Genomic DNA, 19,031 nt, shown 5'->3' on the forward strand with positions numbered 1-19,031 from the left:
ATCGAGGGATCCTGCGCCTGGAGCATCGTCCCCATCGCCCCGTCGGCCACGACCACACGGGACGCGAGCGCCTCACGCAGGGCATCGGCCCGGGTGCCGCTCATGCCAGCGCCCGCAGCGCCGGGCCGAGCAGCCGGGACGACTCGGCGCCGTAGACCGCCTCGACGGTGGCCAGCAGCCGCTCTCCGTCGACCTCGTAGTCCTGCGATCCCACGGCCTCCAGGACCAGGGCGGCCATCGCGCAGCCCAGCTGCGCGGCCGTCTCCAGCGGCAGGTACCAGCTGACGGCCGCGAGGAAGCCGGCCCGGAAGGCGTCGCCGACGCCCGTCGGGTCCTGGGCCCTGACGTCGGGTACGGCCGGCACGGTGAGGGCGGGCTCGCCCTTGCGTTCGATGCGGACGCCCTCGGCGCCCAGGGTGGTGACCCAGATGCCGACCCGGTCGAGGACCTCCTGGGCCTCCCAGCCCGTCCGCTCGCGCAGCAGCGCGGCCTCGTACTCGTTGGTGAACAGCCAGCGCGCTCCGGTCACCAGCTCCCGGACCTCCTCGCCGTCGAGGCGGGCGAGCTGCTGGGAGGGGTCGGCGGCGAACGCGATGCCCAGGCCGGCGCACTGGCGGGTGTGCCGGAGCATCGCGGCCGGGTCGTTGGGCGAGACCAGCACCAGGTCGACGGGCGGGTCCCCGGGACCGGTGAGGGCGCGCAGGTCGATCTCGGCCGCTTCCGCCATCGCACCGGCGTAGAAGGACGCGATCTGGTTGGCGTCCTGGTCGGTCATGCACATGAAGCGGGCGGTCTGGCGGGTGTCGGAGACGTACACCCCGCCGGTGTCGACTCCGTGCTCCTTGAGCCAGACCTCGTACTCGTGGAAGTCGACGCCCACCGCCCCGGCGAGGACGGGCGTCAGGCCCAGTCCGCCGAGGCCGTAGGCGATGTTGGCCGCCACCCCGCCCCGCCGCACCTCGAGGGAGTCCACGAGGAACGAGAGCGAGAGGTGCTCCAGCTGGTCCGGGAGCAGCTGGTCGACGAACCGGCCTGGGAAGGCCATGAGGTGATCCGTGGCGATGGATCCAGTCACCGCGATACGCACGTGGTCTCCTGATCGGGACGGAAGGGGCCGGTGCCCCGCCGTCGGCGGGGCGAGGGGGGCGGTCGTACGGGTGTCAGCGCGCGGCCGCTGCCTTGAGCTGCTCGGCGCGGTCGGTGCGCTCCCAGGTGAAGTCCGGCAGCTCGCGGCCGAAGTGGCCGTAGGCGGCGGTCTGGGCGTAGATCGGGCGCAGCAGGTCGAGGTCGCGGATGATGGCGGCCGGGCGGAGGTCGAAGACCTCGGCGATGGCTTCCTCGATCTTCTGGGTCTCGACCGTGGCGGTGCCGAACGTCTCGACGAACAGGCCGACGGGCTCGGCCTTGCCGATGGCGTAGGCGACCTGGACCTCGCAGCGCGAGGCGAGGCCCGCGGCGACGACGTTCTTGGCGACCCAGCGCATGGCGTAGGCGGCGGAGCGGTCGACCTTGGAGGGGTCCTTGCCGGAGAAGGCGCCGCCGCCGTGGCGGGCCATGCCGCCGTAGGTGTCGATGATGATCTTGCGGCCGGTGAGGCCGGCGTCGCCCATCGGGCCGCCGATCTCGAAGCGGCCGGTCGGGTTCACCAGCAGCCGGTAGCCCTCGGTCTCCAGCTTGATGCCGTCCTCGGCCAGCTGGGTGAGGACGTACTCGACCACGTGCTCCTGGATGTCGGGGGTGAGCAGGCTCTCCAGGTCGATGTCGGAGGCGTGCTGCGAGGAGACGACCACCGTGTCCAGGCGGACGGCCGTGTCGCCGTCGTACTCGATGGTGACCTGGGTCTTGCCGTCCGGGCGCAGGTAGGGGAGCGTGCCGTCCTTGCGGACCTCGGACAGCCGGCGGGAGAGCCGGTGCGCCAGGTGGATCGGCAGCGGCATCAGCTCGGGGGTCTCGTCGCAGGCGTAGCCGAACATCAGGCCCTGGTCGCCGGCGCCCTGCTTGTCGAGCTCGTCCTCATCGCCCTCGACCCGGCTCTCGTAGGCGGTGTCGACGCCCTGCGCGATGTCGGGGGACTGCGCGCCGATGGAGACGGAGACGCCGCAGGAGGCGCCGTCGAAGCCCTTGGCGGAGGAGTCGTAGCCGATCTCGAGGATCTTGTCGCGGACGAGCTGCGGGATCGGCGCGTAGGCCTTCGTCGTCACCTCGCCGGCGATGTGCACGAGGCCGGTGGTGATGAGGGTCTCCACGGCGACGCGGGAGGTGGGGTCCTGGGCCAGCAGGGCGTCGAGGATCGTGTCGCTGATCTGGTCGGCGATCTTGTCGGGGTGGCCTTCGGTGACGGATTCGGAGGTGAACAGTCGGCGGGACATAGTGCTCCAGGGTGGGAGGGGCCGCTCGGCCCGTGGCAGAGCGGCGGTGGGAGACCGCGGACGGACGGGGTGCGCGCACCCGCTTCGGCGGGCGCCGGCCGCAGGGTGGGGACGCCTCCCGGCGGCGGCCGGGGCGGGTTCACCCGGGCCTCGCGGTCGCGGAGGTGAGCGCCCCGGTGAGGGCGCGGGCCGAGTCCGGGCCGCCGTCGGCGGCGCCGGCGATCACGACGAACGGCGGGTACCAGCCGTGCGCGGCGATCCGGTCGGCGATCTCGCAGGCGAGGGTGCCGGCTCCGGAGAAGCAGCCCAGTACGAGGGGTTCCCCGGCGGCGAGGACCGGCCGCAGTCCGGCCAGGAAGTCCCCGGCGTCCGCCGCGGCACCCAGCGTGGCCAGCGCTTCGGGCCCCGGGTGGAGACCGGCGAGCGGGCCGTAGCAGTCCGGCGCCGCGTCGGGCGGCGGGATCAGGCAGATCGTGCCGGCGCCCGGGTGGGCGGCTTCGCGCAGCAGGCGCAGCCCCCCGGCCGGGCGCAGGGTGACCGGCGGCACGCGGGCCCCGGACAGCAGCCGCAGCGCCTGCGCGACGGTCGTGGACCCGTCGGCGGAGAAGGGGAGTTCGCGCAGCAGGTCGGCGGTCTGCGACAGGATCAGCGCGGCCGCGTCGTCGGAGAAGCGGGTCCGGTCGTGCACGGCGGTCAGCACCAGCGCCCCGTCCGCGTCGTGCCGGGCGGTAACGGTGAGGGGCACACCGGTGAGCGGGCCGACGGCCTCGGGCGGGTCGACCCGGACCCCCTCGGCGGCGAGCTCCTCGCGGTAGGGCTCCGCCCCGCCGCCCTGCCCGCGCTGCGTGGCCGGCGGTTCGAACACGATCAGGGACTCGGTGATCCGGCCGGCCTGCGCGGGGGTGTCCGCCCATGCCTGGATCTGCCCCGCGGAGACCCATTCGTAGGCTGCCGCGTCCAGGACCCGGCAGGCCAGGTCGTCCAGCAGCCGGCGTACCGTCGCGGCCGGGTCGACGACGAGGTGCACGGGCAGCGGGTTGCGCATCCGGCCCGCCAGCGCCTCGGCGCCCTCCAGGGGGATGCCGCGGCCGGAGACGGCGACGGCGAAGGCGACGGGGCGCGGGTTCGCGTCGAGGTCGGCGGCCGGCCGGTAGAGCTGCAGGGCCCAGGCGGCGTGCAGGGCGGTGCTCTCGCTCGCCCCCCACTGGGCGGCCCATTCGCGCAGCCGGACCGCCTCCGTGGCGGTCAGGGTGTGGCGGGTCCGGCCGTGGCCGAGCCGTCCGGTGGCGCGGGCGGCGGGACGGGCGGGCAGGGTCGCGTCCCCCGGCGCGGGCGCGGCCCGCGACCAGAACGCGCGGGCCGGGCCCAGGTCCTGGCCGCCCAGCCAGTGCAGGTGGTCCCGTACGTCGGGGCGGCGGTCCCCGCCGGGCACGCGGCCGTCGGCGAGGTAGGCCCGGTAGAAGGCGGCGAGCAGGGTGCGGATGCTGCGGCGGTCCAGCAGCACCTGGTGGTAGGTGAGCAGGATGCGGACGGAAGCCGCCTCTTCGCCGTTCCCGGCCGGCGGGTCGTCCAGCAGCGCGATGCGCAGCGGCCCGGGGCGGCGCAGGTCGAAGGCGCGGGCGCGCTCGGCGGCCAGCAGCGCGTTCCAGTCGGTCTCCCCGTGCCCGTGGCGCAGGACCTCCACCGCGGCGTGCGGGTGGACGGCGATCCGCGGGCCGCTGTCGCGCTCGGGCCGGGCCAGCGCGGAGCGCAGCACCGCTTCGCGGTCGGCGAGCGACTGCCAGGCGGCGGTGAACCGGTCGGTGTCCAGGGGGCCGTGCCAGCGCCAGTACACCTGCCCGACGTGCAGGCCGCCGCCGGGCCGGGCCAGGGCGTCGAGCAGGACGTCGCGCTGGAGGGGGGCGGCGGGCGCGGTGGCCGGCGCCGGTTCGGGTGCGCCGGCGGGGGCGGGCGCGGCGCCGTGCGGGTCGCGCGCGCCGCGCCCCGGGCGGGGCGCGTCCGGCGCGGGGCGCGGCGCGGCCAGCAGGTCCGCGAGGGCGCCCGCGGGGAACGGCGGCGGGGGCACCTGGAGCGTGTGATGGGTGTCGGTGTGCCGGTGCAGGGTCGGGGTGCACGGCGGCAGCGCCGCGAGCGCCGCCTCCAGGGCCCGGGGCGTGAGGGGGCCGTGGAGGTCGAGCGAAGGCGGCGGGCCGGGAGTGACGATCACCGTCACGGGCGCGGCCATCTGCTCCCTCCTCGGTCGGCTGTGCGCGGGCATGGGCATGGAAAGGTCCCGGAGTATGCGACCGGCGGCCACGCGGCGCTGACACGGCGCTGACACGACCCGCCCGTCCGTCTCACGCGCTCGCCAGTCCTTCCTCGACCGCGCCCATGAAGCCCTCGTCGAGCATGGTGTGGACGGCCGTGTCGCGGGCGGCGTCCAGCCCGGTGTCGTGGCAGGCCACGCTGACCAGGTAGCGGTCGGCGAGCACGGGGAAGGTCGCGAACGCCCACTCGCCGCGGGAGGCGGGGGAACCGTCGGGAGCGATCAGGCGACCGCTTTCCAGACCGAAGCCGAATTCGGTGAAGCCCAGCCGCAGTCCCTGGCCCAGGGCCTTGGTGTAGGCCTCCTTCAGGGTCCACAGCCGCAGCAGCTCGGCGGTCTGGCGGTCCTGGGACATGCGGGTGAGCTCCGCGTGTTCGGCGGGGGTGCACATGTGGTCGTGGAACAGCTCGAAGGAGATCTTGCGCTTGGCGGATTCGGTGTCGACGCCGATCCGGCCGTTCCTGCTGACGCCGACCACGATCAGGTCGTCGGTGTGGCTCAGGCTGATGTCGATCTGGTCGAATCCGCGGATGTACGGCCTTCCGCCGATTTTGTACGCGAGGTCGAGCGCGGCCGGTTCCGTCCTCAAGGCCGCGGCGGCCGTGTACTTCACGACCATGCGGGAGGCGACGAAGCAGTAGCGCATCGCCGCGTTCTCGGTACGCCGGTAGCGCTGCCAGTCCCGGCCGAGCAGCGGGCGCAGCTCGGGGTCGGACAGGGCCGCGGTCAGCCATTCGCCCCAGGTGGCGAACACGACGGCGCTGCCGTCGCGTTCGAGGTTCTCGCACACCGCGTCCCAGGGCCCGCCGGGGCCCGAGACGTGGACGGGCGGCGCGATGGTCCGCTCGCGCTCCGCGTGGGCGTGGGGCATGGCGTGGTTCCCTCCCTGGGTCTCGCGGCTCCCCCGCTGCACGGGGCGGCTCTCCGGCGTGCTCCGGCTCACTGGCTCAGCTCGCTGCCGTCGAGGTCGCAGCTCAGGCCCGCCCGGTAGCGGCGGACGAGTTCGTCCAGGACCTGGTGCAGGCAGCTCTCGGGCAGGTCGGGCACGACGATGCCCAGCCGGCCCGCGAGCCGGGACAGCGCGAGGACCGCCCAGGCGGGGTCGGCGAGGAAGGCGTCGGCGCCGTCCTGCCCCTCCCAGATGCCGAGGACGGCGGCGGCGGCCTGCACGATCGCGTAGCGGTCGCTGAGGATCACCACAGCCGGATCGGTCAGGGCGGCCCGGGTGGCGGGCAGGGCCGCGCACTCGGCGCGCAGGGCCCGCAGCTCGTTGACGAAACCCTCGGCGAGGTCGCTGAGGACGGCCATCTGGCCGCCGACGCCGCGGGCCTGGGCCAGCCGGCCGGCCGAGCCGATGAGCGAGGCGGACAGGAAGTCCTCGCCGCTGGCGATGCCCAGCAGCCGGTAGTCGAGCGCGGGCAGGGTCGCCCCGCTGCGGAACAGCTCGGGCGGCGGCTCCTCGGCGTGGAACCAGGAGCGTTCGGCGAGGCTGCGCAGTTGGGGGACGATCACGGCGTGGCAGGCGGCGGTGCCGGCGTGGCCCAGGCCCGCGACGGGCAGGTCGCGCACCAGCTTGTCGACGGACCCGTAGCGCGGGCTGCCGTACTCGTAGCCGTGCGCGCCCAGCACGGTGGCGAGTTCCTCCAGGCTCTCGCGCAGCAGGTCCGGTACCACGTACTTGACGGCCGCGGCCAGGATGTGGGCGCGCTCCGGCAGCAGGCTGAGCGAGCGCAGCGCGACGGTGGCCATGCTGTCGCAGGCCAGCAGGTCGGCGAAGACCCCGGCGAGCGGCTTGTGCCAGCGCTTGGCGATGGGCGTGCTGCGGCCGGTGGACGCGGCGCGCACCGCGGAGCGCAGCACGGTGTCGGCGGCCGCGATGGCGACGCCGGGGATGAGGCAGCGGTTGACCTGGAAGGTGCGCAGGGCCAGCGAGACGCCTTCACCGGGGCTGCCGACCAGGGCGTCCGCGGGGACGGGGCAGCCGGTGAACTCCAGACCGGAGAAGATGCCGCCGCGCATGCCGGGGGTCGGCACCCGGGGCAGGTGGCGCACGCCGTCAGCGGGCAGCTGCGCGGGGTCCAGGAGCAGGACGGAGTGGCTGCGGGGGCCGCGCTCGGGCGCGGTGCGGGCGTAGACCACGTACGCGTCCGCCCGCGACGCGTTCATGATCACGTCCTTGCGGCCGTCGAGGGTGTAACCGCCGTGCGCATCCGGGGTGGCGACGAGCTCGTCGCGCAGGATGGCGTTGGCGTGGGCCAGTTCGTGGTGCACGATCGAGGCCCGTCCGCCGCCCAGCAGCAGGTCCGCGGTGTGCTCGCGCTGGCTGGCGGTGCCGGCGGCCCAGACCGGGGCGGTCGCGAAGAGCGAGGTGATGCCGAAGCCGAAGCCGAGGGCCAGGTCGCGGCGGAAGACCGGGCGCAGCACCTTGGCGAGCAGGTCGGCGCGGGTGAGGCGGCCGCCGAACTCGGCCGGGACGAACTCGGCGGCCAGTCCCGTCCCGGTCAGCAGCCGCTCGGTGGCGGCCGGGAGTTCGCCGCGGGCGTCGGCCGCGCACAGGGCGGCGGTGCCGTGCGGGTTGGCCGGGTCGTGGGGGGCGCCCAGGAGGGCCTCCAGCCGGGCGGCGCGGCGCAGTGCGTCCGCCTCGTGGGAGGCGGACGCGGTGGCGGGCGCGGCCGGCGTCCGCTCCGGCGTCCGGTCCGGGACGCGCAGGGAGTCCGGGGTGTGCAGGGAGGTGGTCATGATGGCGTCGATCAACTCCCTTTCAGAGGGTCCTGATGGTGGATTCCGCGTGCCGTTTGGCGAGGTTGAGGACGGTGGCGCTCTGCCCGGCGAGCAGTTCGCTCACGTGGTCGCGCGCCTCCTGCACCCCGGCGCCCCGGCCCAGGACCGCTTCGACGGCCTCCGCGCGCAGCAGGACCTGGTGCCGGGCCAGGGCGGTGACGCCCGTCTCGTCGGGGATCACCGACCACTCCCCGGTGTGCGCCTCCAGCAGCGGCGGGGTCAGCGTCTGCTTGTGGACGATCCGGAAGGCGTGCGGGAAGCAGATCCGGACCTCCTGCGTGCTCTGCGCCGCCGGGCCCGCCGCGGACACCGTGTCCAGGGAGACCACCTGCACGCCGGGCTGCTCCTCGGCCACGTCGGCGCGGGCGACGTGCGGGACCTGGCCGGGCCAGTCCGCGATGCCGTAGAGGAAGTCGTAGACGAGTTCGGCCGGGCCCTTGACGCGGACGGACTCCTCGACCGTCAGCAGCAGGGAGTCCAGCTCGGTCCAGCGTTCGGCGGTTTCCTTGAGCCGCGCCAGTTCGGCCCGGCTGTTGGTGTCCGTCGCCCGCTCCAGCCAGGCCAGGTCCTCGGGCCGGTCGTCGGCGACGGTGAACTCGTGGTCCAGCGTCAGCCGGGAGCGTCCGGCGCCCCGCGCCTCGACCGACCAGCGGCCGCCCAGCGACAGGGCGGGCCCGGCCGGGACCTCCTGGTGGAAGTCGATGCGGTGGGCCTGCGCGTCCAGGGTGCGGCGCGACAGCCACGACTTCACGGTGCCGCCCGCGGTCACCCACATCTGGAACCGGTCCAGGACCCCGTCGAAGTCGAGCCGTTCCACGTGGATGCTCGGCGGTACGAACAGCGGCCACTGGGTGGTGTCCGCGATCAAGCCGTAGACCACGCCCGCCGGCGCGGCCACGTCGACCGCGTACGTCCTGCGGTGCACTCGCTCACCCGTCATCGGCCCCACCTCTCTCGCCCTGGCTCTCGACACTGACAAGATCCGCCGGAGAGCCGCTCGAATCCCTCTCGACCTCCAGGGCGTCTCGAGGACCCGGGCGGCCCGGCGGCCGGCCGCGAAACGGCCCGAGGCCGCCGCGTCCTCGTCAGGAGAGGGGCGACGGCCTCGGAACTGGTGCAGCGCGCCGGCCGGGCGCTGCGAACCGTACGACCGGGGCGTGGGTGGGCCGGGCGGTACGGATCACGGCGGGTTCGGTGACACCCGCTGCTCGACAGGGTTTCCCGGACGGCAGGAGACCGGGCGGAGACCGGCTCGAAGCGCCCTCGAGCGGGCATCCGCCCCGGCCGGTACGGGGTTTCGCACCACCGCCGCGCCCGGCACCCTGGGACCGGTCGGTCGGCACGAGCGACCGGGACGGTCGAGAACGGCGAGCGGAGAAGCAATTGAACGGGTCCAGCGGCGATCAGGAGTGGTTCCGCGTCTTCAGTCCCGCACCCGCAGCGGCGGTGCGCCTGGTCTGCCTCCCGCACGCGGGCGGCTCCGCCAGCTTCTACTTCCCCGTGGCCAGGGCGCTCGCGCCGTCGGTGGAGGTGCTGGCCGTGCAGTACCCGGGCCGCCAGGACCGGCGCATGGAGCCGCTGGTGGAGAACGTGGGCGTGCTCGCCGACCGGATCGCCGAGGAGCTGGGCGGCTACCGGGACAAGCCGCTGGCCCTCTTCGGGCACAGCATGGGAGCCGTCATCGGCTTCGAGGTCGCCCAGCGCCTGGAAGCGCGCGGGGACGGCCCCGTCGAGCTGTTCCTCTCGGGCCGCCGGGCGCCCTCGACCAGCCGCGCGGAGCGCCTGCACGGCGCGAGCGACGCCCAGCTGGTCGCCGAGATCAAGTCGCACAACGCGGCGGGCTCGGAGCTGCTGGACGACCCTGAGATGCGGGCGATGCTCCTGCCGACGATCCGTGCCGACTACAAGGCGGTGGAGACGCACGTCTACCGCCCCGGGGCCTCGGTGCGCTGCCCGGTGACGGTGTTCACCGGGGACGCCGACCCCAAGGTCACCGTCGAGGAGGCGCTGGCCTGGCGGGAGCACACCTCGGGCGGCTTCCACTCGGAGGTCTTCACCGGCGGCCACTTCTACCTGAGCGAGCACACCGCCGCCGTCCTGCGCACCGTGTCGGCGCGGCTGACCACCGCGCCCGCCGGCGCCGTCTGACCGCCGGGGGGCGGTTCTCAGGCAACGCCGGCGGGCTCGCGCACCCGCAGGGCCGCGTCGCCCAGCGCCGCCTCGCCCAGCGGGGCAATCGCCTGGCGCAGGGCCGCGCCGGTCAGCGAGGCGCCGGTGGCGGCGACGTACCCGTCGGGCCGGATCAGCACCCAGCCGCCGGGCGACAGGCCCAGCGCCCGGCGCAGCCGTCCCCGGGGGTCGGCCAGCGCGCCGGGCCCCTCGCCGGGCCGCGCGCCGACGCTGCGCACCGACAGCCACGGGCCGTAGCGGGCCGAGGCGTCGGCCGCGGCGTCCCCCGCGGCTGCGGGGCCGCCCGCCGCGCACAGCAGGGACCAGCGGGTGTCGCGCAGTTCCTCCTGGAGCGCGTCCGCGCCCGGATCGCCGGGGAAGCGGGCGGCGGCGGCCGACGCGCGGCTGCCCGCCGGGGTCGCCAGGCCGGGGTCCGGGAGGGTCAGCGAGGAGTCGGGGTAGGCCAGGCGCAGCCCGGACATGCCGCCGAGCACCTTGCGCTGGATGGCCCGGCGCAGCGGCGGGACGTTGCGCACCACTCCCATGACGACCGGCAGCATCACCCCGGCCAGCACGTTCTTGAACTGGACCAGGAAGGTGGCCGTGCGGGTGCTGCCGAGCAGCGCCCGGCCCACCGGTACGCGCTCCTCGCCGTAGGTGTCGAGCAGTTCGCGCCCGGCCCAGCCGCGCTCGACCTGGGCCAGCTTCCACGCCAGGTTGTAGGCCTCCTGCACACCGGTGTTCATGCCCTGCCCGGAGGCGGGGCTGTGCACGTGGGCGGCGTCACCGGCCACGAAGCAGCGGCCCTCGTGCATCCGCGGCACCATGCGCTGCTGGAAGGTGAAGACGGAAGTCCACTGGGGCTCCCCCACGCTCACCGCCTGTCCGAGCCCGGCGCTGAGCTTGCCGCCGAAGCGGCTCGCGACGCTGCCGGCCGCCTCGCCGCCGGGCGCGGTGTCCAGCAGCCGCCAGTAGCCCGGGCGGCTGTACGGCACCATCATCATGGCCTGCCTGCCGGTGTGCACCCAGTAGATGCTGTCCTGCGCGAGGTCGGTGGTCACCGGCGCGTCGGCCAGCTCCCAGGTCTCGCTGGACTCGCCGATCAGCGGCAGCTCCAGCCGCTTGCGGACCGTGCTGTGGCCGCCGTCGCAGCCGATCAGCCAGGGGACGTCGTACTCCTCCCGCGTGCCGTCGGCGTGTTCCAGGCGGGCCCGCACCCCGGAGGGGTCCTGGGAGAGGTCCGTCAGCCGCACGCCCCATTCGACGCGGACGCCGAGCCGGGCCACGGCTTCGCGCAGCACCGCCTCGGTGCGGGTCTGCTCGATGATGACGGTGTACGGGTAGCGGGTGGGCATGGTGGAGTAGTCGGCGTCGAGCCGCACCAGCCTGCGCCCGCGCGCGAACATCGTGAAGGCGCGGTTCTGCCGCCCGGCCTCGATCACCGGCTCCACGACGCCCATCTGGTCGAAGGTCTCCAGGGTGCGCGGGTGCACGGCCACGGCGCGGCTGGTGCGGGCGGGCCCGGCGGCGCCGTCGACCAGCCGCACCCGCAGTCCCCTGCGGGCCAGTTCGTGGACGGCCGTCAGACCGACCGGCCCGGCGCCGACGACCAGGACCTGCGCGGCCCCGTCCGGCGCCCGGGTCCCGGTCCGGTCCCCGGCCTGGTCAGGCATAGGTACCGGCCGCGTCCAGGCGGGCGCCGACCGGGACCACCTCGTAGAGGCCGGCCTCGGTGGTGACGAGCGGGGAGAGCACGTCGGCGAGGGCGCGGAACTCCGCGCTGCCCACGGCGGCCTCGTACTCGGCGAGGTCGTTCCAGTGGGCGATCTCGACGAAGACGCCGGGCTCACCGACGTTGCGCAGGGTGCGGTTGCCGACGTGGCCCTCGGTGGCGGCGAGGTGGGCGGTGACCGGGTCCTTGGCGGCCAGGAACTCGTTGATGTCGCCGAGCACGGTCATCTTCTTGATCAAAGTCACCATGATGGTCTCTCCTGGGATCGGGGTGGTGGGGGTGGGGCGGGAAGGGCGGCGGGTGGTGGGGGTCAGGCGTACGTGCCGTCCTCCTGCAGGCGGGCGCCCGCCTCGACCACCTCGTAGAGGCCCGGCTCCGGCGTGGCGAGCGCGGCCAGCGGGGCGACGAGCGCACGGAACTCCGCGCTGCCCACGGCGGCCTGGTGGGCGGCCGGGTCGTCCCAGTGGGCGACCTCGACGAAGACGCCGGGCTCGTTGAGGTTGCGCAGCGTGCGGTTGCCGATGTGGCCGGGCCGGGAGCTCATGAAGGCCGTGATGGGCTCCTTGGCGGCCAGGAACTCGTTGACGTCGCCCTGCACGGTCAGCTTGTTGATGAAGGTGGTCACGGTCTCTCCTCGTGGATCGGCTGGTGGGTAAGAAGAAGGGGACGGACGGGGGATCAGGCGGCGGCCTCGGCGGCCGCCCGTTCGTGGAGGGTGCGGCGCAGCCCGCGGCGCTCCGGCTTTCCGACGGGTGTGCGCGGAACGGAGTCGACGACCTCGACGCGGCGGATCTGCTCGAAGTCGGCGAGACGCTCGTTGGCCCGCACCACGATCGAGTCGAGGACGTCGAGCAGGCCCGGGGCGGTCGGCTCGCGCAGCACGATCCCGGCCCACACCAGGGCGCCGTGGACGGGGTCGGGCCAGCCCACGACCACGCAGTCGGCGACGCGCGGGTCGTCGGCGAGGATCCGCTCGACGGCGGTGGGGGAGACCAGTTCGTTGTCGTACTTGAAGACGTCGCCGAGCCGGTCGACCAGGAACAGCACGCCGTCGGGGGTGACGTAGCCGACGTCTCCGGTGGAGAACCAGCCCTCGGCGTCCAGGTGCCCCCGCTCGTCCTCGCCCAGGTAGCCGGTCATCACCTGCGGTCCGCGGATCTGGACCTCGCCGGTGCCGTACACCTCGGCCGGCCGCCGGGTGGCGAGGTCGACGATGCGGCACTCGGTGCCCGGTACGGGGGCGCCGACCGAGCCGGTCAGCGGGTTCGCCGGGTCCTGGCTGTGGGCGAGCGGGGAGAGTTCGGCCATGCCGTAGCCCTGTACGACGGGGACACCGAGCCAGTCCTGGAGCTGCCGGGTGGCGGCGGGAGCCAGCGCCGTGCCGCCGGACAGCACGGCCCGCAGCCGCAGCCCGGCGGGCGGGGCGGGCGGCGCGGGGCGGTCGGCGCCGCCGTCACCCGGCGCGGGGCGCAGGTCCGCGGCGAGCCGGTGCAGGCGGGCGGGGAGCCCGTAGAAGTGCGTGGCCCCGGTGCGGGCGGCCCGTTCGAGCGCGGCCAGGGGAGCCGGTTCGGCGCACAGCACCTGCCGGGCGCCCGCGAACACCGCCGAGTTGAGGTGCATGACGTGGTAGAGCGGCAGGTGGTTCAGGGTCACGCTGTCGCTGCCGAGGCCGTGCGCCCGGGCGGTCTGGGCGGCGTTGGCCACCAGGTTGCGGTGGCTGAGGCGGACCCCGCGGGGCAGACCGGTGGTGCCGGTCGTGAACTGGATGCAGGCGTCGGCGGCCAGGTCGGCGCTGGCGGCGCCGGCCGCGGCGGCGGCGGGACGGCCCTCGGGCAGCCGGCCCAGGGCGGCGGCCACCGGCACGGTGTCGGCGGGCACCACCCCGTCGGGCGCGTCCGTCACCAGGATCTCCGCCAGGGCGGGCAGCCGTTCGCGGGCCTTGACGAGCAGTTCGGCCGTGGCGGCCGGGACCAGCGCCACCTCGACCTCGGCCGTGGCGCACACGTGCACCAGCCCGGCCTCCTTGATCAGCGGGTTGACCAGGACGACCGTGTTGCCGCTGCGGACCGTGCCGTAGTAGGCGGCGGCGAAGTCCGCGTCGAGGACGTTGGCGACGCCGACGCGCGCGCCCCGCCGGCCCAGCCGCCGCTCCAGGTAGGCGGCGTAGCGGTCGGCCCGGTCGTCGAGTTCGGCGAAGGTGACCTCGCCGGCGTCCGCGACGATGGCGCAGCCGCCGGGATCGCGCACGGCGGCCCGGCGCAGCAGGGCGTCCAGCGGGAGTTCGGGATACGTGAATCGCGGCACGGTCTTCCTCACTGGTCGGGCGGCTGGCGGTCGGGGAGGTCGGGACAGGGGACGGGCGGGGCGGTCCGCACGGCGGTCGGGCGGCCGGGCGGTCGGGCGCTCCGGTGCGGGCGGCCGGGGCGGGCGGCCGGGGCGGAGCGTCGGGTACCACCGTCGGCGCCCGTGCTCGAAGGAGCTTCGAAGCGTGCTCAAGCCGCGCCACAGCACGGGTCTGGATGGTTGTCGGGCGGCGGCCCGACACGGCGGCCGCCACGCGTGCCCGCCAGGCGGCGAAGCACCGGGCCGGTGCCCGGCCCCGCCGGGCCGCTCGCGTGGACCTCGCACCACGCACCACCCGGAACCCCCGCCCGGGGGGTGCCGCGCCCGGCCCGCCGGGCGGCGCGCGGCGAGCCCCGCGGCGCTGATCGCCGAGGAGGCGTTGAACCGCATGGCGACGACGGTACTGAGGGACGAGACCGGAACCCCCGCCCCGCTGGCGGCGGATCCCGACCCCGAGCACAGACCGAGACCCGAGCCGGAGCCGGAGCCGGACGCCGTCCCGCGGCTGCCCCGGCCCTCCTGTCCGGGACCCTGGCACTTCCCGGCCTCTCCGGGTCAGGAGGCGCTGTGGGGCGGACTCGCGCACCGGGCCCGCCCGCCGGTGGTCAGCGGCACGCTCCGGCTGACGGGACACCTGGACGCGGCGGCCCTGGCGGCCGCCTGGCGGACGGTCGCCGACCGCCACGAGATCCTGCGCAGCCGCTACCGCCTGATCGAGGGCCGGCTCACCCAGGTCGTCCCCGGCGAGGACGCTGCGCCGCTGCCCGTGGCGGCCACCGAGCTGCGGCCCTCACAGGTGCCCGCCGCCGTCGCGGCGGAACGGGAGCGGCCCTTCGACCCGGCGCACGAACCGCTGGCCCGGCTGCGGCTGCTGCGCCAGGGCGCGGGCGACCACGTCGCCGTCCTCGTCCTGCACGAACTGATCGCCGACAGCGCCGCGCTCGGCCTGCTCGCCTCCGAGCTCGCCGCCGCCTACCGCGGTGCGCCGGCGGACCGGCCCGCCCCGCAGTACGCCGACCTCGCCGCCTGGCAGCGGCAGCGCGCCGCCCGGGGACGCCTCGACGAGAGCACCGAGTACTGGCTGCGCAGGCTCAACGGCGCGGAACCGGCCGCCCTGCCCTGGGACCTCGGCGCACCCGGCTCACCCGGGCGCATCCCCGGCCCCGCGCGGGCGCTGTCCTTCCCGCTGCCGCAGGAACTGGCCGCGAGGGTCGCGGAGGCCGCGCGCCGGCACCGGACGGGCGTGCAGGCCGTGGGCCTGGCCGCCTTCCAGCTGCTGCTGGCGTGCTGGTCGGGCCAGCGCGACATCAGCGTCCGCGGGCCCGTCCAGGAACGCGGCCGGGAGCGGCGGATGCTGGGCCCGCTGTCCCGCGCGGTGGTGCTGCGGGCCGACCTGACCGACGCGCCCTCCTTCGGCGAGGTGATCGACCGCGTCCGGCACACCAGCGCCTGGGACTTCGCGCACCACGAGGTGCCGCTGGAGCCGGTCGCCGCTCAGCTGCGCCAGCCGCGGCTCGTGGAGCAGCTGGGCGACGTCCAGTTCGGCGCCGGACCGGCAGCGGAGGGCCCCCGGTGGGGCGCCGCCTCCTGGGGGCGCGGACTGCGCGCCGAGCCGTTCACCGCCGCGCCCGCACCGGCGGCCCGCCCCCTGACGCTGCTGCTGCGGCACGACGAACGCGCCGCGCACTGCGTGTTCACCTACGACACGACCGTGTTCTCCGAGGCCCGCATCCGCCAACTGCGCGCCGACTACTTCGGGCTCCTCGGCGACCTCGCCGACCACCCGAAGGCGCGCTTCCGCTGACCGCCCGGCCGGCCGCCGCGGACGCCCCGCCCGCGGCGGACGCCCCCCACCCGGCCGCGGCGGACGCCCCCCAAAACCAGGCCGTGCGCTCAGCCCGGCCGGTGCGCCGCCGCCGCGGTGAACAGATCGGTGCGCACCCGCACCGGATCGGTCCCGTGGGCGACCTTGCGCGTGATCTTCCCCCCGAGGGGGGTACGGGTGACCAGCCCGGCGGCCCCGGCCAGCGCGAACCGGGCGAGCGCCCCGTCCGCCCCGAACATCGCGCGCGCCTGCATCCGCTGCATCCGGTGGACCGCCGCGGCCGCCGCCGCCCGGCGCCGGGCGTACGGTTCCAGGCCCGCCCGCGTGACCGCCCCCCGGCCCAGCTCCTCCACCAGCACGGGGTGCAGGGCGGCGGCGTCCTGGAGCGCGAGGTTGACGCCCTGGGCGCCGATCGGGCCGTGGGTGTGCGCGGCGTCCCCGATCAGGACGAGCCCGTCACGGGTCCACTCCTCGGCGTGCGAGGCGAAGACGTCGAGCAGGGTGAGCTGCCCGAGCGAGGTGAGCTGCTCGTGCAGCAGGTCCGCGAACCCTGGCAGGGCCCGGGCCAGTTCGGTACGGATCTCCTCGATGCCGCGGCCCGGCCGGCTCCATCCGCCGTGCGGCAGCGTCCAGCCGATCCGCAGCCGGTCGGGGTGGCTGTCCTGGACCAGGACCGCGCTGCCGGCGGCCCGGTGCACCCTGACCTTCCCGGTGGCCCGGCCCGGCGCGTGCAGCGAGAACCACACCACGTCGTGGGCGAAGGAGTCCGAACGGCCCGCCCCGATCCCGGCCAGCGCCCGGGTCTTGGAGAACCGGCCGTCCGCGCCGACCACGGCGAGCGCTCGGACGGTGACGGGCGCGCGGTCCGGCCCGCGCGCGACGACCCCGGTGCACGGGCCGCCGGGCCGCCGCTCCAGCAGCGCCGACACCCGGTGGCCCTCGAGGTGGGTGAAGCCGGGCAGCTCCCGGCAGGCGTCCAGGAGTTCGGCCAGCAGGTGGGGCTGCGGCAGCGCCAGCAGGTGGTCGTGCGGGGCGGGCAGCCGGCCGTAGTCGATGTCGAGCAGCACCCGGCCCCGGTCCAGCACCTGGAAGCCGGACAGCGGCAGCGAGCCGCGGGCCCGGGCGGCCGCCAGGACGCCGAGCTCGTCGAGGACGCGCTGGCCGCCGGGCTGGAGGATCTCGCCGTGGAACTCCCGGCGCAGCGCGGTGGAACGCTCGACCAGCGTCACGCGGACACCGGAGCGCAGCAGCATGAGGGTCAGGGCCAGCCCGGCGGGCCCGGCGCCGACGACGCACACGTCGGTCCCGGTCTCGGCGGTGGCGGCGGTGGCGGGGCACGGATCGGGGTGCTCCATGGGGGTGTCCCTCCGTCGGGGGTCGGTCCGGCCGGTCGGGTCAGGCTGTCTCCGGCCGGGTCAGCACGAGCGCGCTCTGGAACCCGCCGAAGCCGCTGCCGAGGGCCAGCACCGCGCTGGTGTGCTGCCGGCGGGCCGTACCGGGCACGTAGTCGAGGTCGCACTCCGGGTCCGGCACCCGCAGGTGCGCGGTGGGCGGCACCGTTCCGTACTCGATCGCCAGCGCGCCGGCGGCGGCCTGGAAGGCGCCCACCGCGCCGAGCGGATAGCCGGTCATCGAGGTGATCGCGCTGACCGGGACGTGGCGGGCGTGCCGGCCGAGGGCCCGTTTGATGGCCGCGGTCTCGTGCCGGTCGCTCTGCCGGGTGCCCGAGCCGTGCGCGCTGACGTACTCGACGGCGGACGGGTCCAGGCCGGCCTCGTCGAGGGCGGCCCCGATGGCCGCGGCCAGCTCCGTGCCGTCCGGGCCGAGTCCCGTCATGTGCTCGGCGGCGGCCCGGCTCGCGTAGCCGGCGAGCTCCGCGTAGACCCGGGCGCCGCGCCGCAGGGCCCGCTCGCGCTCCTCCAGGACCAGGACGGCCGCGCCCTCGCCGAGCACGAACCCGTCACGGGTCCGGTCGAAGGGCCGCGCCGCGCTGGCGGGTTCGGCGTTGCGCCGCGAGGTGATGCGCACGGTGTCGCAGCAGGCCATGGCGACCGGGGAGATCGGAGCCTCGGAGGCACCGGCGAGCACGACGTCCGCACTGCCCTCGCGGATCAGCTCCGCCCCGTGGCCCAGCGCGTCCAGGCCGGCCGTGCAGCCGGTGCCGACGAACGAGACGGGCCCCTGCGCGCCGGCGTCCCGGGCCACTTCCGCGGCCAGTGAGCCGGGGACGAAGTAGTCGTAGAGCTGGGGCACCACCCGGGCCGGGTCGACCAGCCAGCGGGCGCCCACGTTGCTGGCGACGGCGTACTCCAGGCTCAGCTCGGCGACGCAGCCCAGCGCGCTGCCCAGCGCGACCCCGGTGCGCAGCGGGTCGGGCCACGGCTGCGCCCCGCGGCCCGCGGGCAGCCCGCCGTCCGCGAATCCCCCACTGCCCGCAAGCGCCCCGCTGTCGGCGAGTGCCTCGCGGGCCGCGGCCAGCGCGAACTGCGTCACGCGGGCGAGGTCGGCCGCCTGCCCGCCGCTCAGCCCGTGCTCCCGGGCGTCGAAGTCGATTTCGGCGGCGACGCGCGAACGCATCGGCCTCGCGTCGAAGGAGGTGACCGCGCGCGTGGCGGAGCGCCCCGCGGTAAGCATCGACCAGAAGCCCTTGGTGCCGCCACCGCCCGGAGCGAGCACCCCGATACCGGTGATGACCACGCGCCTCAACGCCCGGACCGCCCCACCGTCCGGCACGCCTGCCCCAGCAACCGGGGCAGTTCACCGTCGCGTAGGAAGAAGTGTCCGCCGGGCACGGTGCGGGACTGAAAGCCCGCCGTCGTCCAGTCGCTCCAGCCGGCCAGCACCTCGGGGGGCCCCACCGGGTCGTGCGCACCGGCGATCGCCAGCAGTGGGACGGGCACCGGACCGCCGGTGCCGGGATCCATGGCGGCGGCCCGCAGCGCGGCGGCCAGCCGCAGGTCGTCGCGGAGCACGGGCAGGACGAAGCGGTGCCACACGTCGGGGGTGACGTTCGGCGGCACGCCGTCGAAGCTCTCCAGCAGGCGGGTCAGCTCCCCGTCGGGGGCGTCGGCGGCGAAGCCGGCCCCCGCGAACACGTCCGGCGGCGGCACGGCGCCGATCACCAGCAGCTCGGGCAGCGGCAGTCCCGCCTCGTGCAGCGCACGGGTGAGCGTGTAGGCGATCAGCCCGCCGAGGCTGTGCCCGTACAGCACGTAGGGACCCGGCGGCTGCTCCTTGAACAGCTCGCGCAGGTCGTCCAGGAGCGCCTCGCGGGTGGTCACGCGCGGCTCGCGGCGGCGCGCGTCACGCCCGGGCAGCAGCTGGGGTTCGGGGCTCACGCCGGGGCCGAGCAGATCGCTCCAGCGGTGGAAGGCGGAGGTTCCGGCTCCCGCGTGCGCGAAACACACCAGCCGCACGTCCTGTTCGCGCGCCATGCCCCGTCCTTCCTCGCCCACCGTGACCACCCCACCCTGACCAGCCCCGCTCGAGGTCGGCTCGAGCGCCCCC

General features: G+C 75.7%; 15 protein-coding genes. 2 read left to right on the plus strand and 13 right to left on the minus strand.

From position 1 onward, the window contains the following. Window positions 1-100: 100 nt before the first annotated feature. The 6 genes from AC07FY_RS32040 to AC07FY_RS32065 all read right to left on the minus strand — a co-directional run bounded on the left by AC07FY_RS32040 (window position 101) and on the right by AC07FY_RS32065 (window position 8,395). Window positions 101-1,087: a carbohydrate kinase family protein gene (locus tag AC07FY_RS32040; RefSeq protein WP_479013653.1), complete on the minus strand. Its 987-nt coding sequence runs from the start codon at window positions 1,085-1,087 to the stop codon at window positions 101-103. 73 nt (window positions 1,088-1,160) lie between these two features. Then, window positions 1,161-2,369 (minus strand): methionine adenosyltransferase, encoded by a 1,209-nt coding sequence (gene metK / locus AC07FY_RS32045; RefSeq protein ID WP_479013655.1) that lies wholly within the window; start codon window positions 2,367-2,369, stop codon window positions 1,161-1,163. Window positions 2,370-2,508: 139 nt separating this feature from the next. Next, entirely contained in the window at window positions 2,509-4,593 is a 2,085-nt protein-coding gene (locus AC07FY_RS32050) for a condensation domain-containing protein (protein WP_479013657.1), read from the minus strand. A gap of 112 nt (window positions 4,594-4,705) precedes the next feature. Further along, the gene (locus AC07FY_RS32055; protein WP_479013660.1) at window positions 4,706-5,545 is read right to left on the minus strand and encodes a 4'-phosphopantetheinyl transferase family protein; all 840 of its coding nucleotides are present in this window, start codon (window positions 5,543-5,545) and stop codon (window positions 4,706-4,708) included. Between the two features lie 68 nt (window positions 5,546-5,613). Next, window positions 5,614-7,413: an acyl-CoA dehydrogenase gene (locus AC07FY_RS32060; protein ID WP_479013663.1), complete on the minus strand. Its 1,800-nt coding sequence runs from the start codon at window positions 7,411-7,413 to the stop codon at window positions 5,614-5,616. A 22-nt stretch (window positions 7,414-7,435) separates the two neighbouring features. Beyond that, window positions 7,436-8,395, minus strand: a complete 960-nt coding sequence (locus tag AC07FY_RS32065) for an aromatase/cyclase (protein ID WP_479013666.1) — start codon at window positions 8,393-8,395, stop codon at window positions 7,436-7,438. A 443-nt stretch (window positions 8,396-8,838) separates the two neighbouring features. Here AC07FY_RS32065 and AC07FY_RS32070 point away from each other — a divergent pair, with 443 nt between their 5' ends. Beyond that, entirely contained in the window at window positions 8,839-9,603 is a 765-nt protein-coding gene (locus tag AC07FY_RS32070) for a thioesterase II family protein (protein ID WP_479013668.1), read from the plus strand. Window positions 9,604-9,620: 17 nt separating this feature from the next. Here the strand turns inward: AC07FY_RS32070 and AC07FY_RS32075 are convergent, their stop codons facing one another. The 4 genes from AC07FY_RS32075 to AC07FY_RS32090 all read right to left on the minus strand — a co-directional run bounded on the left by AC07FY_RS32075 (window position 9,621) and on the right by AC07FY_RS32090 (window position 13,660). Beyond that, complete coding sequence (locus tag AC07FY_RS32075) at window positions 9,621-11,297, minus strand: FAD-dependent monooxygenase (protein ID WP_479013671.1); 1,677 nt, start codon at window positions 11,295-11,297, stop codon at window positions 9,621-9,623. Further along, entirely contained in the window at window positions 11,290-11,604 is a 315-nt protein-coding gene (locus tag AC07FY_RS32080; protein ID WP_479013674.1) for an antibiotic biosynthesis monooxygenase family protein, read from the minus strand. The genes AC07FY_RS32075 and AC07FY_RS32080 overlap by 8 nt, the downstream gene beginning before the upstream one ends. 62 nt (window positions 11,605-11,666) lie before the next feature. Beyond that, complete coding sequence (locus AC07FY_RS32085) at window positions 11,667-11,981, minus strand: antibiotic biosynthesis monooxygenase family protein (RefSeq protein ID WP_479013677.1); 315 nt, start codon at window positions 11,979-11,981, stop codon at window positions 11,667-11,669. Window positions 11,982-12,034: 53 nt separating this feature from the next. Next, entirely contained in the window at window positions 12,035-13,660 is a 1,626-nt protein-coding gene (locus AC07FY_RS32090; protein WP_479013680.1) for a class I adenylate-forming enzyme family protein, read from the minus strand. Between the two features lie 427 nt (window positions 13,661-14,087). Between AC07FY_RS32090 and AC07FY_RS32095 the strand changes: the two genes are divergently transcribed. Continuing rightward, window positions 14,088-15,503, plus strand: coding sequence for a condensation domain-containing protein (locus AC07FY_RS32095; RefSeq protein ID WP_479013683.1), 1,416 nt, complete (start codon window positions 14,088-14,090; stop codon window positions 15,501-15,503). Window positions 15,504-15,592: 89 nt separating this feature from the next. On the opposite strand, the gene AC07FY_RS32100 is transcribed toward AC07FY_RS32095, so the two are convergent. The 3 genes from AC07FY_RS32100 to AC07FY_RS32110 are packed head-to-tail and all read right to left on the minus strand — an operon-like array spanning window position 15,593 to window position 18,958. After that, the gene (locus AC07FY_RS32100) at window positions 15,593-16,879 is read right to left on the minus strand and encodes an FAD-dependent monooxygenase (protein WP_479013686.1); all 1,287 of its coding nucleotides are present in this window, start codon (window positions 16,877-16,879) and stop codon (window positions 15,593-15,595) included. Between the two features lie 40 nt (window positions 16,880-16,919). After that, window positions 16,920-18,230, minus strand: coding sequence for a beta-ketoacyl-[acyl-carrier-protein] synthase family protein (locus AC07FY_RS32105; RefSeq protein ID WP_479013689.1), 1,311 nt, complete (start codon window positions 18,228-18,230; stop codon window positions 16,920-16,922). Next, window positions 18,227-18,958 carry a thioesterase II family protein gene (locus AC07FY_RS32110; protein WP_479013692.1) on the minus strand — a complete coding sequence of 244 codons (732 nt, stop codon included), beginning with the start codon at window positions 18,956-18,958 and terminating at the stop codon, window positions 18,227-18,229. The genes AC07FY_RS32105 and AC07FY_RS32110 overlap by 4 nt, the downstream gene beginning before the upstream one ends. Window positions 18,959-19,031 lie beyond the last annotated feature (73 nt).

The sequence above is a fragment of the Streptomyces sp. NPDC045967 genome (assembly GCF_056430495.1).

Bases quoted from the DNA above. Each gene is read 5' to 3' on its own strand.
- AC07FY_RS32075 (WP_479013671.1), bottom strand. From the start codon at position 11,297: ATGCCTGACCAGGCCGGGGACCGGACCGGGACCCGGGCGCCGGACGGG.
- AC07FY_RS32080 (WP_479013674.1), bottom strand. From the start codon at position 11,604: ATGGTGACTTTGATCAAGAAGATGACCGTGCTCGGCGACATCAACGAG.
- AC07FY_RS32060 (WP_479013663.1), bottom strand. From the start codon at position 7,413: ATGACCACCTCCCTGCACACCCCGGACTCCCTGCGCGTCCCGGACCGG.
- metK (WP_479013655.1), bottom strand. From the start codon at position 2,369: ATGTCCCGCCGACTGTTCACCTCCGAATCCGTCACCGAAGGCCACCCC.
- AC07FY_RS32065 (WP_479013666.1), bottom strand. From the start codon at position 8,395: ATGACGGGTGAGCGAGTGCACCGCAGGACGTACGCGGTCGACGTGGCC.
- AC07FY_RS32050 (WP_479013657.1), bottom strand. From the start codon at position 4,593: ATGGCCGCGCCCGTGACGGTGATCGTCACTCCCGGCCCGCCGCCTTCG.
- AC07FY_RS32055 (WP_479013660.1), bottom strand. From the start codon at position 5,545: ATGCCCCACGCCCACGCGGAGCGCGAGCGGACCATCGCGCCGCCCGTC.
- AC07FY_RS32095 (WP_479013683.1), top strand. From the start codon at position 14,088: ATGGCGACGACGGTACTGAGGGACGAGACCGGAACCCCCGCCCCGCTG.
- AC07FY_RS32100 (WP_479013686.1), bottom strand. From the start codon at position 16,879: ATGGAGCACCCCGATCCGTGCCCCGCCACCGCCGCCACCGCCGAGACC.
- AC07FY_RS32110 (WP_479013692.1), bottom strand. From the start codon at position 18,958: ATGGCGCGCGAACAGGACGTGCGGCTGGTGTGTTTCGCGCACGCGGGA.